Annotated in this window: 14 protein-coding genes; 13 read left to right on the forward strand and 1 reads right to left on the reverse strand. The window is 44.4% G+C overall.

Annotation, left to right across the window (positions count from 1 at the left end; genetic code table 11):
- Positions 1-32 precede the first annotated feature (32 nt).
- A complete protein-coding gene (locus tag O3A65_05620) occupies positions 33-1,019 on the reverse strand; it encodes a malate dehydrogenase (GenBank protein ID MDA1331948.1) in 987 nt (328 codons plus the stop codon).
- A 271-nt stretch (positions 1,020-1,290) separates the two neighbouring features.
- Here O3A65_05620 and O3A65_05625 point away from each other — a divergent pair, with 271 nt between their 5' ends.
- The 13 genes from O3A65_05625 (at position 1,291) to O3A65_05685 (ending at position 16,652) form a co-directional block, all read left to right on the forward strand.
- Positions 1,291-2,028 (forward strand): GntR family transcriptional regulator, encoded by a 738-nt coding sequence (locus O3A65_05625; GenBank protein ID MDA1331949.1) that lies wholly within the window; start codon positions 1,291-1,293, stop codon positions 2,026-2,028.
- Between the two features lie 37 nt (positions 2,029-2,065).
- Entirely contained in the window at positions 2,066-2,443 is a 378-nt protein-coding gene (sdhC, locus tag O3A65_05630) for a succinate dehydrogenase, cytochrome b556 subunit (GenBank protein MDA1331950.1), read from the forward strand.
- Positions 2,437-2,784, forward strand: coding sequence for a succinate dehydrogenase, hydrophobic membrane anchor protein (gene sdhD, locus O3A65_05635; protein ID MDA1331951.1), 348 nt, complete (start codon positions 2,437-2,439; stop codon positions 2,782-2,784). Before sdhC ends, sdhD begins: the two co-directional genes overlap by 7 nt.
- Positions 2,785-4,551 (forward strand): succinate dehydrogenase flavoprotein subunit, encoded by a 1,767-nt coding sequence (sdhA, locus tag O3A65_05640; GenBank protein ID MDA1331952.1) that lies wholly within the window; start codon positions 2,785-2,787, stop codon positions 4,549-4,551.
- Between the two features lie 35 nt (positions 4,552-4,586).
- Complete coding sequence (locus O3A65_05645; protein MDA1331953.1) at positions 4,587-5,282, forward strand: succinate dehydrogenase iron-sulfur subunit; 696 nt, start codon at positions 4,587-4,589, stop codon at positions 5,280-5,282.
- Between the two features lie 20 nt (positions 5,283-5,302).
- The gene (locus tag O3A65_05650; protein MDA1331954.1) at positions 5,303-5,524 is read left to right on the forward strand and encodes a succinate dehydrogenase assembly factor 2; all 222 of its coding nucleotides are present in this window, start codon (positions 5,303-5,305) and stop codon (positions 5,522-5,524) included.
- A 79-nt stretch (positions 5,525-5,603) separates the two neighbouring features.
- The gene (gene gltA / locus O3A65_05655; protein ID MDA1331955.1) at positions 5,604-6,899 is read left to right on the forward strand and encodes a citrate synthase; all 1,296 of its coding nucleotides are present in this window, start codon (positions 5,604-5,606) and stop codon (positions 6,897-6,899) included.
- Positions 6,900-6,945: 46 nt separating this feature from the next.
- Entirely contained in the window at positions 6,946-9,768 is a 2,823-nt protein-coding gene (locus tag O3A65_05660; protein MDA1331956.1) for a 2-oxoglutarate dehydrogenase E1 component, read from the forward strand.
- Between the two features lie 41 nt (positions 9,769-9,809).
- On the forward strand, positions 9,810-11,021 hold the full coding sequence (gene odhB, locus O3A65_05665; protein MDA1331957.1) for a 2-oxoglutarate dehydrogenase complex dihydrolipoyllysine-residue succinyltransferase: 1,212 nt from the start codon (positions 9,810-9,812) through the stop codon (positions 11,019-11,021).
- A 42-nt stretch (positions 11,022-11,063) separates the two neighbouring features.
- A complete protein-coding gene (gene lpdA / locus O3A65_05670) occupies positions 11,064-12,488 on the forward strand; it encodes a dihydrolipoyl dehydrogenase (protein MDA1331958.1) in 1,425 nt (474 codons plus the stop codon).
- Positions 12,489-12,585: 97 nt separating this feature from the next.
- Entirely contained in the window at positions 12,586-13,656 is a 1,071-nt protein-coding gene (gene zapE / locus O3A65_05675) for a cell division protein ZapE (GenBank protein ID MDA1331959.1), read from the forward strand.
- A gap of 77 nt (positions 13,657-13,733) precedes the next feature.
- A complete protein-coding gene (locus tag O3A65_05680) occupies positions 13,734-14,726 on the forward strand; it encodes an oxidoreductase (protein ID MDA1331960.1) in 993 nt (330 codons plus the stop codon).
- Between the two features lie 27 nt (positions 14,727-14,753).
- Positions 14,754-16,652, forward strand: a complete 1,899-nt coding sequence (locus O3A65_05685) for a propionate--CoA ligase (GenBank protein MDA1331961.1) — start codon at positions 14,754-14,756, stop codon at positions 16,650-16,652.
- Positions 16,653-16,676 lie beyond the last annotated feature (24 nt).

The raw sequence follows: 16,676 nt of genomic DNA on the forward strand, positions 1-16,676 counted from the left end.
AGTAGCTAATAAAACAGGATGGGCCATCTTAATTAACCTCTTTCGAATAAGTGACTTACCGCACCACGTTCTTCTTCAAGTTCCTGAAGCGTGCTACTCATTTTTGAACGACTAAATTCATCGATGTTTAGTTCTGGGATGATCTGGTAATCACCGTTTGCACAGATAGTGGGAAACCCGTAGATTACCCCCTCTGGAATGCCGTAAGAACCGTCAGAAGGAACACCCATAGTCGTCCATTCTCCTGCAGAGCCTAGAACCCAATCTCGGACATGATCGATAGCTGCGGACGCGGCGGAAGCGGCTGATGATAAGCCTCTCGCCTCAATGATTGCGGCTCCTCGTTTGCCTACTGTTGAGATGAATGTATTCTCGTACCAGTCCTGATTACCAATGACTTCTGGTGCAGGTTTACCGTTTATGGTCGCGAACCGATAATCGGGGTACATCGTTGGGGAATGATTGCCCCAGACGATCAACTGCTTGATTGAATCAACGCTTAGGCCACTCTTAGTGGATAGTTGGGAGAGGGCACGGTTATGGTCGAGACGCAACATTGCTGTGAAGTTGCGGCTTGGGAGGTCGGGAGCGCTCTTCATTGCGATGTAAGCGTTGGTATTGGCCGGATTCCCTACGACGAGTACTTTGACAGTCCGACTCGCTACAGCATTGAGTGCTTGTCCCTGCACGGTGAATATCGCGCCATTGGCCTCTAAGAGGTCCTTTCTTTCCATGCCCTTTGATCGAGGTCGAGCACCAACCAGAATTGCGATATCGATATCTTTAAACGCTACCATTGGATCGTCAGACTGAACAATGCCTACTAAGAGCGGGAAGGCACAGTCTTCTAGCTCCATAACGACACCTTTAAGCGTGTTAAGTGCTGGTGTAATCTCGAGCAGTTGCAGGATGATTGGTTGATTTTTTCCGAGCATCTCGCCCGAAGCAATTCTGAATAATAGGCTATAGCCGATTTGGCCTGCAGCGCCTGTAACAGCGACTCTGATGGGCTTCTTCATCTGTACTTATTCCTTTAATGTTTGTGTGACTTAAGTTTTATGCTACGTGGGTTCTATGGTCTGCCGCCATCAACATTTGGCAGTGCAGACCTGCATTTTACGACCTTAGGCTTATTTTGGCGCCCTTAAAAAATAAGCCACGTAAATGTCATTTTCCGTATCGTATTGTACATTTCGCATTAACGTCCCGTCAACAAGTCTTATATAAGACATAAGAATAGCCGTAATTGTTGTAGATAAATCCTTAAATTGGGACTAGAATGTGCTTATCATGGAGCTTCAGAGCAAAACTAATGCGGGCTACGTGCCCTTATATCGTCAAATTAAGCGTCTGATTACAGATGCTTTAAGGTCTGGTGAGTGGGCGCCAGGACAGTCAATTCCTAGCGAATTTGAGCTTGCGCAACGTTATAACGTCAGCCAAGGTACCGTGAGAAAAGCGATTTCCGATCTTGCCACCCAAAAATTGGTTGTTCGGCATCAAGGTAGAGGCACTTTTGTCGCTTCCCATCAAATAGAGCCCACAAAATTTCCGTTTTTACGGCTTGCCCCAGACGTTGGGCCAGTTATGGATGTCAGTGCAAATTTAATTGATTTTTGGAGAATCAAACTAGATGAGTTGTCTGCTTCGAACTTGCTAGTCGCTGCAGGATCAACCGGTTGGTTAATTCGAAGAATTTTAGCTCCAGAAGGAGTTCAAACGATTTATGAAGAAATTCGCCTCACTGGCCAACTGTTTGAGGTGATCGAAGAAAAAATGCTGTTAGCTCATAACTGCATGCTTTATAGCATGTATGAGGCTGAATTCGGATTAAGAATTCTCCATGTGGAGGAGCGGGTAAAGGCAGTTTTAGGAGAAGGCGAAATTGTTGACCGATTGGGTTTGCTTGACGGCTCGCCCCTACTCAGGGTTGATCGCATTGCCTATACATACGGCGATCAACCTGTTGAATTGAGGCGCAGTTATTGCAATACCTCTAATCATCATTATAGAAATCAAATCATCTAATAAGTGGTTGTTGATAAAAAATAAGGAACTGATTGCTATGAATACAAAACTGAGGCCAAAACACTTAGACCTCACTAAGATCAGGTTACCCCTTCCAGGATTTGTCTCGATCCTTCATCGCGTGAGTGGTTTGGGCATGCTATTGATGCTCGGTGTGCTCTTAGGTGTCTTATCGCTAAGTTTGGAGTCCCCGCAGGGATATGCACAGGCAGCAAAATGCTTAACTGGTTGGCTGGGAAAAACGGTGGTCATTGGTCTAGCCTGGGCTTTTACACATCATTCCATAGCGGGCATTCGGTTCTTGCTTCTTGATGTGCATGTTGGTACAGATCTCTCGACGGCACGAAAATCGAGCGCTGCGGTATTGGTTTTGAGTGTAGTCCTCACACTTATTTTTGGAGCCAGCATATGGTAAATCGAATTGTTACCGGAGCGCACTACGGGCTAAAGGATTGGTTGGTCCAACGAGTAACGGCGGCTATCATGGCTGTGTATACGATTGTGTTTGGAATTGTTTACCTCATCACCTGCCCCAAAGATTACTTTGAGTGGAGCTACATGTTTCAATCTCAGTGGATGAAAACCATCACACTTTTATTTTTCTTTAGTCTTTTTTGGCACGCATGGATTGGCGTCAGAGATGTTTTTATGGACTATATCAAGCGCACGGCGGTGCGTCTTGGTCTTCAAGTTTTAACGATATTGGTTCTGATTGCTTACGCTCTATGGACCATTCAAATTTTGTGGAGTGTATAGATGTCTTATCCAGTAAGAAAATTTGATGCCGTAATTGTTGGTGCCGGTGGTGCTGGATTGAGAGCTGCACTTCAATTAGCAGAAGCGGGTTGTAAGGTCGCTGTGCTCTCTAAAGTTTTTCCTACACGTTCCCATACGGTTGCAGCGCAAGGCGGGATTGGGGCTGCGTTATCAAATATGGGTAAGGATAGCTGGCATTGGCACATGTACGATACCGTGAAGGGGTCAGATTGGCTCGGGGATCAGGATGCGATTGAGTTTATGTGTCGCGAAGCACCGAAGAGTGTGATTGAGTTAGAGCATTTTGGGATGCCCTTTGATCGAAATGAAAATGGATCAGTGTATCAGCGCCCGTTTGGCGGGCACATGCAAAATTTTGGAGCAGGTCCACCAAGTCAGCGTTCTTGTTGTGCGGCAGATCGAACAGGCCATGCGATGTTACATACGCTGTATCAGAGAAATGTACGATCCAATACCCATTTCTTTGTTGAGTGGATGGCGCTTGATTTGATACGCGACTCATCGGGGCAAGCAGTAGGTGTTACCGCTATGGAAATGGAAACAGGCGAAGTATTTATATTTCACTCGAAGGCAGTATTATTTGCTACAGGCGGAGCGGGGCGAGTGTATGAGTCAAGTACGAATGCATTTATTAATACTGGTGATGGGCTCGGTATTGTCTCTCGGGCGGGTATACCTCTTGAGGATATGGAGTTTTGGCAATTCCATCCTACAGGTGTTGCTGGAGCGGGTGTATTAATCACGGAGGGTGTGCGTGGAGAAGGAGGGTATCTCGTAAACAAGAATGGCGAACGATTTATGGAGCGGTATGCGCCTAATGCGAAAGATTTAGCGTCTCGTGATGTGGTTTCTCGCGCGATGGCGACCGAGATCAAGGACGGGCGAGGGTGTGGCGATAATGCGGATCATTTAATGCTAAAGCTTGATCATTTAGGTGAAGAGTTAATCGATAGTAAATTGCCGGGGATTCGCGAAATTGCTAAGAAATTTGCTAATGTTGATCCAGTCAAAGATCCAATTCCCGTGGTGCCAACGTGTCATTACATGATGGGTGGTATTCCTACTAACTACCGTGGCGAAGTGGTTTCCCCATCGGGAGAAGATAAGGAGGCGATTGTGCCTGGGTTATTTGCGGCAGGTGAGTGTGCTTGCACATCGGTTCATGGTGCTAATCGACTTGGAACGAACTCGCTCACTGACTTGCTGGTGTTTGGTAAGTCTTCGGGTAATTCGACTATTGAATTTTTAAGACAAAATCTCGAGCATAAAGACTTGCCTCGTGATGCTGGTGATTTGACTCGTCAACGATTGGATCGGTTGAATAACCAAACTAACGGTGAATCTGTTTTTGAGGTTGGGGCAGCGCTCCGACAAACAATGCAGAGAAATTGTGGTGTTTTCCGTTTCCCTGATTTGCTTGTTAATGGAGTTGCTGGCATTAAAGAGGTCGAGCAACGGGTTATGAGAACGCAGATTTCTGATAAGAGCAAGGTATTCAATACCGCTCGAATTGAGGCGTTAGAGTTAGATAATTTAATCGAGGTTGCGGTGGCTTCTCTTGTGTCTGCAGAGGCGCGGAAAGAAAGCAGAGGCGCTCATGATCGAGCAGATTTTTCAGAAAGAGATGACGAGACTTGGTTGAAGCACACTCTTTGGTTTAAAGAGGGGAATCGATTGGATTACAAACCTGTTCACATGCGTCCGCTAACTGCAGAAACTATTGAGCCAAAGGTCCGTACTTATTAATCAAGTCTAAATTATTTAGTAAAGAGGTATATGTCATGTTATTTAGAATTTATCGATACGATCCAGACAAAGATGCGAAGCCTTACATGAAGGAATATGAGTTAGAGCTTGGTTCATCCGATAGGATGTTGCTTGATGCACTCATTCGCATTAAAGAGATAGATGACTCTTTAAGTATCCGTCGATCGTGTCGTGAGGGTGTTTGTGGGTCGGACGCGATGAACATCAATGGTAAGAATGGACTTGCTTGTGTTACTAGTCTGGCAACTCTTAAGTCACCTGTGGAATTACGACCGTTACCAGGACTGCCTGTTATTCGTGACTTGATTGTAGATATGTCACAGTTTTTTAAACAATACCATTCGGTTAAGCCTTATTTGGTCAACGATGACCCAGCTCCTGATACAGAAAGACTTCAGTCACCAAAAGATCGAGATCAATTAGATGGGCTGTATGAGTGTATTTTGTGTGCGTGTTGTTCGGCTGCATGTCCTTCTTTTTGGTGGAATCCAGATAAGTTTGTAGGACCGGCCGGTTTGCTTCAGGCTTACCGATTTCTTGCCGACTCAAGAGATCAATCGTCGAGTCATCGGTTAGATAATCTTGAAGATCCTTACCGATTATTCCGTTGTCACTCAATCATGAACTGCGTAGATGTGTGTCCTAAGGGGTTGAATCCAACAAAGGCGATAGGAAAAATCAAGGATATGCTCGTCAAGAGGATGGTTTAGGGCATCAGTCTATGAGCGATATGGATAGATTACGTTGGAGTTGTCGCAGGGGATTGCTAGAGCTTGATCTTGTTTTACAAAGATTTCTTGATGAAGATTACCGATCATTAGGGGCAGATCAACGAGAAACGTTTAATCGTTTGTTAGGGCTTCAAGATAACGATTTATTGGACCTTGCGATGGGTCGAGCAGACACACATGATGAAGAGTTCGCGGAATTAGTTAATTTAATGCGTAAATAGGTTTGAGATTAAAACGCAGAGCAACGGATAAAGGTATAAGGTCTAGACCTTATCATGAGTAAAATAAAAGGGGTATGTGATGTCTGATAGAAAGGCAAATCTAGTTTTCCCGAACGGAGAAGCAAGTATCGATTTTCCTATTCATAGCGGGACTATGGGTCCGGACGCGTTGGATATCCGAGCGCTCCTTAGCAAGACGGGAAAAGTTACATATGATCCAGGATTTTTGTCGACTGCGAGTTGCCGATCGGCGATTACATATATTGATGGGGACGAGGGTGTTTTACTCTATCGGGGATATCCTATCGAGCAGCTCGCTAAGTATTGTGATTTCCTTGAGGTTTGTTACCTTTTGTTAAATGGCGAGTTACCTAATACCGAAGAAAAAACAAAATTTGATTCTATGGTCATGCGACGTAACATGGTTCATGATCAGATTAATAGTTTTTTTAAAGGCTTTCGACGTGATGCCCATCCAATGGCAATCTTGGTTGGTACGGTTGGTGCCCTCTCGGCTTTTTATCACGATTCATTAGATTTGGATAACTCGGCACATCGAGAGCTTTCAGCATTTCGTCTGATTGCCAAAATCCCAACACTTGCAGCCATGGCGTATAAGTACTCGGTTGGTCAGCCTTTCGTATATCCCGATAATGGGTTGAGTTACTCGGCTAACTTTATGCGAATGCTATTTTCGGTTCCTTCGGAAGAGTACAAAGTTAACGAAACTTTAGCGCGAGCGTTAGATCGTATTTTTATATTGCATGCTGATCATGAGCAAAATGCATCAACATCGACTGTACGTCTTGCTGGATCATCTGGAGCAAATCCTTTTGCATGTATTGCCGCAGGAATCGCTTGCCTTTGGGGGCCGGCTCATGGCGGTGCAAACGAGGCGTGTTTAGATATGTTGGAAGAGATTGGAGATGTGTCTCGGGTTGGTGAATACATCAAAAAGGCTAAGGATAAAAATTCAGGATTTAGGTTGATGGGTTTTGGTCATCGCGTTTACAAAAACTATGACCCTAGAGCTAAATTGATGAGGGAGACGTGTCATGAGGTCTTAGGTGAATTAGGTTTGGAGAATGATCGTCTATTCAAGCTTGCAATGGAACTTGAGCGTATCGCGTTAGAGGATGACTATTTTGTTGAGAAGAAGTTGTATCCAAACGTTGATTTTTATTCAGGTATCGTCCAGCGGGCGATGGGGATTCCAACAAACATGTTTACATGTATTTTTGCTCTTGCGCGTACCGTCGGATGGATTGCTCAATGGAATGAAATGATTTCTGATTCCGATCAAAAAATCGGTCGCCCAAGGCAGTTATATGTCGGTAAAGGCCGAAGGGATGTGAGATCAATTCAACAACGATAACTTCTCCAGTATGTACATTAACAACAGACCTTCGGGTGGATAACTTATGATGAAGGAGTTTGGTGGTAGTTCTCACCTGTTCGGTACCAATGCCGCATTTGTAGAAGAGTTATATGACTCTTACTTGGAGGACCCTAGGTCAATTCCGGCAGATTGGAAAAATTATTTTGATGGCTTGCAAAACACAGGTCTAGGCAGGGACATTTCGCATCATCAGATTGTTAAGTCATTTGTTGGGTATAGAGACAACAGGGTGTCAACCCCTTGGGCTAATGGCCCTGTGGGAGGTGTCAGTAGCGAGCGTAGGCAAGTTTCAGTGCTTCAACTCATAAACGCATATCGATTTTTAGGCTCGAGGCGGGCGTCTCTAGATCCGCTAGATCGATTCAGTAAACCTGATATTCCTGAGTTAAATCTTGAGCACTACGACCTTGGCCAGGATGATCTTGATAAGAACTTCAATACAGGATCTTTTGTTGGGCCTGAGAAAATGCTTTTGTCAGAAATTTTGAAGGCCTTGCAAGATACCTACTGTGGACCGGTTGGCGCAGAGTACATGTACATCAGTGATGTACAGCAAAAACGATGGATTCAAAATCGACTTGAGGGGCCAAGAGCTCATCCACAATATTCTTCAGATTTCAAGCTTCATTTGCTCGAGCGTCTGACAGCAGCAGAAACGTTAGAAAAATATCTTCATACCAAGTATGTCGGGCAAAAAAGATTTTCTCTTGAAGGCGCGGAAAGTATCATTGTGTCACTGGATCGCCTGCTACAACGAGCCGGCCAGCTAGGAGTTAAAGAGTCAGTTATTGGTATGGCACATCGTGGGCGTCTCAATGTGCTTGTTAATACCTTGGGCAAGATGCCGAAGGATCTGTTCTCGCAGTTCGAAGGTAAGTCGATAGAGCAGCTTCCTGCGGGTGATGTTAAATATCATCAGGGCTTTTCCTCGGACTTGATGACTCCAGGGGGACCAATGCATGTTTCTTTAGCGTTTAATCCTTCGCATCTTGAAATTGTTAACCCAGTTGTCGAGGGGTCAGTGCGCGCTCGACAACATCGCCGCAACGATGCTCAAGGCAAAGAAGTTTTACCTGTGTTGCTGCATGGGGACGCCGCTTTTGCCGGGCAAGGTGTCGTTATGGAGACTTTAAACCTCTCTCAGACACGTGGTTATCGAACTGGGGGCACGGTACATATTATTATCAACAATCAAATTGGATTCACAACCTCTGACCCAAGGGATATGCGGTCTACTATGTATTGTAGTGACATTGCGAAGATGATTGATGCTCCCGTTTTTCATGTCAATGGAGATGATCCTGAAGCGGTATCCTTTGTGACAGAAATTGCTCTCGACTACCGGATGGAGTTTGGAAAAGACGTAGTGATTGATCTTGTCTGCTTCAGAAAGCTCGGACACAACGAGCAAGATGAGCCGATGGTAACGCAACCTTGGATGTATAGCTTAGTTAATAGACATCCGGGTACCCGAAAAAAATACGCAGATTTGTTACTAGCTGAAGGTTGTGTTCAGATTGGAGAGCCTGAGGCAATGATTAGTCATTTTAGAGATGCGTTGGATGGCGGGCATCATATAAATAAATCCATTTTGTCGAATTTTAAACCTCCTTATATGGTTGATTGGTCGGTATACCAAAATATTCCATGGACGCACTCAGCGAAAACGAGCTTAACTTTAAGATCGATTAAAGCTTTATCCGCAAAACTTACAACTGTGCCTGAGGGGTTTGTATTGCAGGCGCGCGTAGAAAAAGTGATTAGTGATCGTCGCTTGATGTCACAGGGTCAGCTACCACTCGATTGGGGTATGGCAGAAAATTTGGCTTATGCGTCATTGTTAAAAGCCGGGTACGGTATTCGTTTGTCTGGTCAGGATAGTGGTCGAGGAACGTTTTTTCATAGACATGCTGTTTTACATGACCAAAGAAGACGGAGTGCGACCGATGGGGTGTACATTCCACTTGAGCATATTGATAAAGAACAGCCTACGTTTTCGGTGATCGATTCACTGCTATCGGAAGAGGCCGTACTTGGTTTTGAATATGGTTACGCAACAACTGAGCCTAATGAGCTTGTGATTTGGGAGGCTCAATTTGGTGACTTTGCCAATGGGGCGCAGGTCGTCATTGATCAGTTTATTGCTTCTGGTGAAGTTAAGTGGGGACGCATGTGTGGTTTGGTGATGATGCTGCCTCATGGCTATGAAGGTCAGGGGCCTGAGCATTCATCGGCAAGAATTGAGCGTTATTTGCAGTTGTGTGCTGATTACAATATGCAAATTTGTATTCCTTCAACGCCTAGTCAAATGTTTCACTTGTTGAGACGTCAAATGATTCGACCCTACCGTAAGCCGCTGATCGTTATCAGTCCTAAGAGCTTACTGCGCCATAAAGAATCTATTTCCTCTTTAGACGACCTTGTAGATGGGGAATTTCAAAACATAATTTCAGATGACTTAAATACCGACCCCTCAAAGATTGAACGAGTTGTGTTCTGTAGCGGTAAAGTTTATTTCGAACTTGCTGCCCTGCGTAAAGAGCGTGAAATAGATCATGTTGCGATTGTTAGGTTGGAGCAGCTTTATCCGTTCCCGCATGATTTATTTAAAGCGCAGATAGCTTTTTATAGAGGTGCAAAAGAGATGGTTTGGTGTCAGGAAGAGCCGGGAAATCAAGGTGCTTGGCACAGGATTCAGCACTACATAGAACGCCATCTGTTGGAAGGACAAAAGCTAAGTTATGCCTTAAGAGCGTCGTCAGCGTCACCAGCAGGTGGGTATTCGGCACTGCAGGCAAATCGTCAAAGTGCAGTATTGAATGCCGCTTTGGGAATAAATGATTAACCACGAAACGTATTTGCGACTAACCATAATTGGGAGAGGTCATGCTAATTGAAGTTCGAGTTCCCGCATTGTCTGAGTCTGTAGCTGAGGCAACTTTGTTGTCCTGGCACAAAAAACTAGGAGATTTTGTGCAACGAGATGAGAATCTCATCGACATTGAGACAGATAAAGTGGTGTTAGAGCTGCCCGCACCCCACTCGGGTATGTTGACCGAGATTGTTAAAGTAGATGGAGCTTTGGTCACCGCGAATGAGGTTATTGCGCGCATCGATACCAGTGCGGTTGATGATCGACAGGTTGAGGCGACCACAATAGCGTTAGGTGGAAAAGAGAGTCCTAAGACAGATACTTCTGCGGTAGAGGCGTCTGTGGTACTCATGCCAGCAGCAAGGAAATTGGCCGCTGGTAGAAGTATTGAATTGAATAAGATCTCGGGGACCGGTCGAGGCGGTCGTATTACCAAAGAAGATGTGGTTGCCGCATCATTTGCTAAAAAAGAAAGTTTGTTGTCTGCTGCAGGTCCATCAGAGGTAAGAGAATTGGATTCAAAAGGTAGATCTGAGCAGCGTGTGCCGATGTCACGTCTCCGGCAACGAGTTGCAGAGCGATTACTGCAGTCTCAGGCGACAGCAGCAATCTTGACGACCTTCAATGAAGTGAATATGCAACCAGTGATAGATATTCGAAACCGGTACAAGGTACAGTTTGAAAAGGAGCATGGAGTTAAGTTGGGTTTTATGTCCTTCTTTGTCAAGGCAGTTATTGCAGGACTTAAAAAATACCCAATAGTCAACGCCTCAGTAGACGGAGAACACATCATTTATCATGGATATTTTGATATTGGTATGGCGGTCGGTAGCCCCAGAGGTCTTGTCGTGCCAATCATTCGAAATGCCGATACGTTGGCATTCTCAGAAATTGAGAAATCGATCAGTGCTTACGGGAAGCGAGCTCAAGAGGGTAGGTTGACCATTGATGAATTAACCGGTGGCACTTTCTCTGTATCCAATGGTGGGGTTTTCGGATCTATGTTATCGACACCAATCATTAATCCACCTCAATCAGCTATTTTGGGAATCCATGCAACAAAAGACCGGCCAGTTGTTGAGGACGGACAGGTTGTTGTGAGGCCAATAAATTATTTGGCATTATCTTACGATCATCGGATTATTGATGGTCGCGAGGCGGTTCTATTTCTCGTTGCAATTAAAGAGGCGCTCGAAGACCCTTCTCGTTTGTTAATCGAGATTTAGCGGATAAGAATCTATTTTGTAATTATTAATTAATTAAGTGTTATGGAAACTATATACGACGTTGCTGTAATCGGGGCTGGACCTGGCGGGTATGTCGCGGCCATTCGAGCGGCTCAATTGGGTCTTCGAACGGTTTGTATCGACGATTTTACCGACTCCAAGGGTAAAGCTAGTCTTGGTGGCACCTGTCTCAATGTTGGCTGTATCCCATCTAAAGCGCTTCTCGAGTCTTCTGAAAATTATGAGAAAGCTATTTACAAATTCCATGAACATGGGATTTCGGCAACAAATGTAAGTATTGATGTATCGAAAATGTTGGCTCGAAAAGACGGCATTGTGAAGCAATTCACAAATGGTATCGCTCTTCTTTTTAAGAAGAATAAGGTGACCCAGATGCACGGTCGCGCTCTTATTGTTTCTAAAGGCGATGTGATTAGTCTAAGGGTGGATGGTGCCTCGGAGGTGATCTTGAAGGCTAAGAACGTGATTATTGCAACGGGATCACGACCCAGAGAGATGGACTCAGTGCCGGTAGATAATGATTATATTTGTGACAATAAAGGTGCATTGTCGATAGCAAAAACGCCCAAACATTTATTGGTTATTGGTGCTGGCGTCATAGGTCTAGAGATGGGTAGTGTGTGGAGACGTTTAGGTGCTCAGGTGACGATATTGGAAGCGCTCCCTACTTTTTTGGGTGCCGTTGATGAGGCTGTGGCTAAGGAGGCAAAGAAAATATTTACCAAGAATGTTGGACTAGACATTCGACTAGGTTGTGTTGTTCAAAATGTCAAACGAAAAGGCAAAAAAATGACAGTCACCTATAAAGAGGCTGATGTCGTTAAAACATTGGAGTGTGATCGTATTGTAATAGCTGTTGGTCGAGTGCCTAATTCAAGTGGTGTGGGTCTAGAAAATGTTGGGGTCAAAGTTGATGAGCGGGGATTTATTGTCGTTGATAATCATAATTTAACGACGGTTGAAAATATCTATGCTATTGGCGACGTTGTGCGAGGGCCGATGCTGGCACACAAGTCCTCTGAAGAAGGCGTTGCGGTGGCTGAGACTATTGCGGGCCAATACGGAGACGTTAATCTTGATACGATCCCATGGGTAATTTACACGAGTCCGGAGATCGCCTGGGTGGGACGAACGGAGCAAGATCTAAAGGCGGATTGTGTGCCATATAAAGTGGGTAAATTCCCTTTCGTGGCCAGCGGGCGAGCACAAGCGATTGGCGATAGCAGTGGCTTTGTCAAGATGATTGCGCATGAGACAACAGATCGAATTCTTGGAGTGCACATCATTGGTCCGTACGCCTCAGAATTGATCTCTGAAGCGGTTGTAGCGATGGAATTTGGTGCCACTGCAGAGGATATCGCTCGCATTGTCCATGCTCATCCGTCGTTATCTGAAGCTATGCATGAGGCCGCTTTAGGGATCGATAATCGATATTTGAGTCTTTAAAACCTAATGCCATGAGGTACTTGAGCGCTAATTGTGCCAGTACGGTATGGTTTTTTCCTATATGTTAAGCATTCTTAGACCTCTCGAGTAGATTGCCATGCGAAAGCTGATTGAAAAAAAGGCAAAAGACCTGGGGCATACGCTTGATAAAGCTCAAATTGAGATGGTTAATCAGCTTGCGCAATTAGCTGTTGATCTTGAACGTTTGTCAGAGAAAAAAGGGCTCATAACACAACTTTTTTTTAAAACGAAACGCGTAAAAGGTATGTATATTTGGGGAGGTGTAGGTCGTGGCAAAACCTTCCTGATGGACCTTTTTTATGAAAACATCCGATTCGATAAAAAAAAGAGGATTCACTTTCATCGATTCATGCAAGAAATACATCACAGTCTGAGAGCCCTGCAAGGTCGACCTAATCCTCTTCAGATTATTGGAAAAGATATTTCATCGAAAACGAAATTACTATGTCTTGATGAGTTTCATATTTCAGATATTGGTGATGCGATGATTATGAGGAACTTACTCGATTCGCTTTTAAATGAAGAGGTAGTTATTGTTACTACCGCTAATTCGAAGCCCAATAAGCTCTACGAACATGGTCTTCAGAGAGCGCAGTTTTTGCCTACTATTGATCTGATTGAAGCAAGGATGCAAGTCGTCAATCTCGATGCTGGTGAGGATTATCGGTTGGCTTCCTTAGAGAAGGCGGGAGTCTACTTTCGCGGGAGTCAAAATGAGGTTCAATCATTAGTAATGGATTTGTTTGTTTCGCTGTCAAAAGTAAACAAATGTTCGGAGACAATTGAATTACAAAACAGAGCGATTCCTACTAAGATGATTTCAAAGGAGGCAATTTGGTTTAATTTTGATACGATCTGTGACGGGCCTCGAGGAAAAGACGACTATATTGAATTAGCCAAGCAGTTTCATACGGTTTTTATCAGTGATGTTCCTGCGTTTGATAAAGATAAAGATAATATGCGGAGACGGTTTACTTGGCTCGTTGACGAGTTCTACGATCGACGAGTGAACTTAATAATTGATTCAGAATTTACTCTAAGTTCTTTATTTACAGACGCGCTAGGAGGGGCTGAAAAGTACCGTACTGAATCGCGTTTAATCGAGATGCAGACCAGGCGTTATCTTGGCGAAGCTCATTTGCCGTAAAAAACTGGTTATGTAGTACGGTGTAGTATTTCCCCATCGCACAAAAAGCCATATAAAACATAAAAGGAGATCTATTAATGATGCAATTTAAAGCATTCTTGATTGAAGAGACAGGGGATGGCGTCACAAGTGGGTATAAAAACTTAGACATTACTGCTCTGGATCAAGGAGAGGTTCTCATTAAAACCGCTTACTCGTCTGTGAATTTCAAGGATGCGCTTGCTGCAACTGGTGCGGGAAAGATTATTCGTAGATTTCCCTGTGTCGGGGGAATTGATTTGTCGGGTGTGGTCGTTGAATCATCGTCGGATGATTTCAAAGTGGGTCAAGAAGTAATAGCGACCAGCTATGATATTGGTGTAGCTCATCATGGAGGTTATGCTGAGTACTGTCGAATACCGGCTGAGTGGGTTGTTCTGATGCCTAATGGGCTAGACCTTTTTAGTTCAATGGCTTTGGGAACGGCGGGGTTTACTGCGGGTCTCGCTGTTGAGCGTATGGAGCACAACGGACTTAATCTAAATGCTGGTCCAGTTGTCGTAAATGGTGCCACCGGCGGTGTCGGTGGGATCGCCGTAGATATTTTGGCAGGCTTGGGATATAACGTCACCGCCATGACTAGAAAGCCAGAGCAAGAAAAGTATTTAAGAGATATTGGGGCGGTTGAGGTTTTAGATATTGCATCGATTGACCTAACAAAAATTAGGCCTTTAGGGCGTGAGACCTGGGCAGGTGCTGTCGATAATCTCGGCGGAGATATTTTGTCTTGGATGGCGAGTACTGTTAAGGTTGGTGGTGTAATTGCTTCGATCGGATTGGCCTCAAGTTTCAAATTTAATACGACTGTCATGCCTTTTATCCTCAGAGGTGTGACGCTTGCGGGGATTGATTCAGTGAACGCGGAAATGTCGATCCGGCGAAAAGTGTGGGAGAGACTTGCAACGGATTTGAGACCAAGGAATCTCGACAGGATCGTTACCGTTGTTTCATTCAATGAGTTGCCATCAACATTCGAACTGGTCATGCAAGCGAAGATGCGAGGACGTTCGGTGGTTAAGATTTCAGATTAATCTTTGACGTTCGTTAGTGAGGCGGTAGTGTTTAAAAAAATCAATGAATTTCACCAAAAATCGTTAGATAAAATGGACGAATTTTGGGCTGAGCAGGCCAAATTGATCTACTGGGACAGTGAGTTTGATCGGGTGCTTGATTATTCGAAGCCGCCATTCACCAAGTGGTTCTTGAACGGGAAGACCAATCTTTGTTTCAATGCGATTGACAGGCATTTGGATGACCGACCAGACCAAGATGCGATTATTTATGTTTCTACCGAGACCCACACAGAGTGCGCGATTAGTTATCAAGATCTGTATCAAGAGGTGAATAAATTTGCTGCTCTGCTCAAGAAACAAGGAGTTCATAAAGGCGACAGAGTTTTAATTTATATGCCGATGATCCCTGAGGCTGTCTATGCGATGTTGGCATGCGTTCGCATCGGAGCAGTTCATTCGGTTGTTTTTGGAGGTTTTGCCCCTTCCAGTTTGGCTCATAGGGTGGATGATTGTTCGCCAAGGGTTATGGTCACTGCCGACGCTGGGATCAGAGGAGGTCGTATTATTCAATATAAGGGATTAGTCGACGAGGCATTAGAGTTAGCTCAAAAACCACCAGAGTACGTGATTTTAGTTAATCGAGGTTTAGTAGATACGTTTGGTTGGGATGCAGCACGAGATATTGATTATCGAGAGGCTATTCAGTCACTCAATGGTGAAACAGTTGAGGTTGAATGGCTTGAGTCTAACGAGCCAAGCTATATCTTGTACACATCTGGTACGACAGGTAAACCCAAGGGTGTACAGCGCGATACTGGTGGGTACGCAGTGGCTTTAGCTGCTTCTATGCGTCATATATACGATGCGCAAGCGGGTGATACGATATTCACGACTTCTGATATTGGTTGGGTAGTTGGTCATTCTTATGTTGTGTATGCGCCACTTATTATGGGAATGACAACTATTCTATATGAAGGGTTGCCAACGACGCCTGATCCAGGGATATGGTGGAGTATCGTTGAAAAATACAATGTAAATGTGATGTTTTCGTCACCAACCGCTATTCGGGTATTGAAAAAACAGGATCCTAAATATATTAATAAATATGATCTGGGTGTTTTAAAGCATTTGTTTCTAGCAGGCGAGCCATTGGATGAATCGACGCATAGTTGGATATCGGATGCTATTGGAAAACCTGTACACGATCATTTTTGGCAAACTGAAACTGGGTGGCCTGTATTAGCACCGATGCCTGGGATCGAATCAACTCCCGTTAAGTATGGAAGTCCTTCTTTTCCGGCATACGGCTATAACCTTAAAGTGTTACGTGAGTCAGATGCTTCTGAGGCGGATGTGAATGAAAAAGGGCTCGTATCGATTTTTCCGCCATTACCGCCTGGGTGTATGAGTACTATATGGGGAGATGATGAGCGGTTTGTGAGTATATATTTTTCAACATTTGACTCGACGCTCGTCTATTCGACCTTTGATTGGGGAATTAGAGATGAGGATGGTTACCATTTCATTCTGGGTCGTACCGATGACGTGATTAATGTTGCGGGACATCGATTGGGTACTCGAGAGATTGAAGAGGCGATTCAAAATCACAGAAACGTCGCAGAAGTTGCTGTTGTAGGTGTTCAGGACGCTGTTAAGGGGCAAATGCCGATTGCGTTTGTTGTTCGTAAAAGTCAGCTTCATACTAATGATTCATCTTATAACGAGGTGGAACAGAATGAAATCATTAAGGAAGTAGATCAGTCTCTTGGTGCGATCGCTAGGCCGAGAAATGTTTATTTTGTCTCAATGCTACCGAAAACACGCTCTGGAAAGCTATTACGACGAAGCATTCAGGCTATTGCTGAAAATAGAGATCCAGGTGATCTGACTACTTTGGAAGATCCGGCTGCGATCGAAGAAATTATCAAAGTGATTCGAGCCTAGCTGCTTGGTCGCGATAAAATGGGA

The sequence above is a fragment of the Pseudomonadota bacterium genome (assembly GCA_027624715.1).
In the GTDB taxonomy this organism is placed as follows: Bacteria; Pseudomonadota; Gammaproteobacteria; order Burkholderiales; family Eutrophovitaceae; genus Eutrophovita.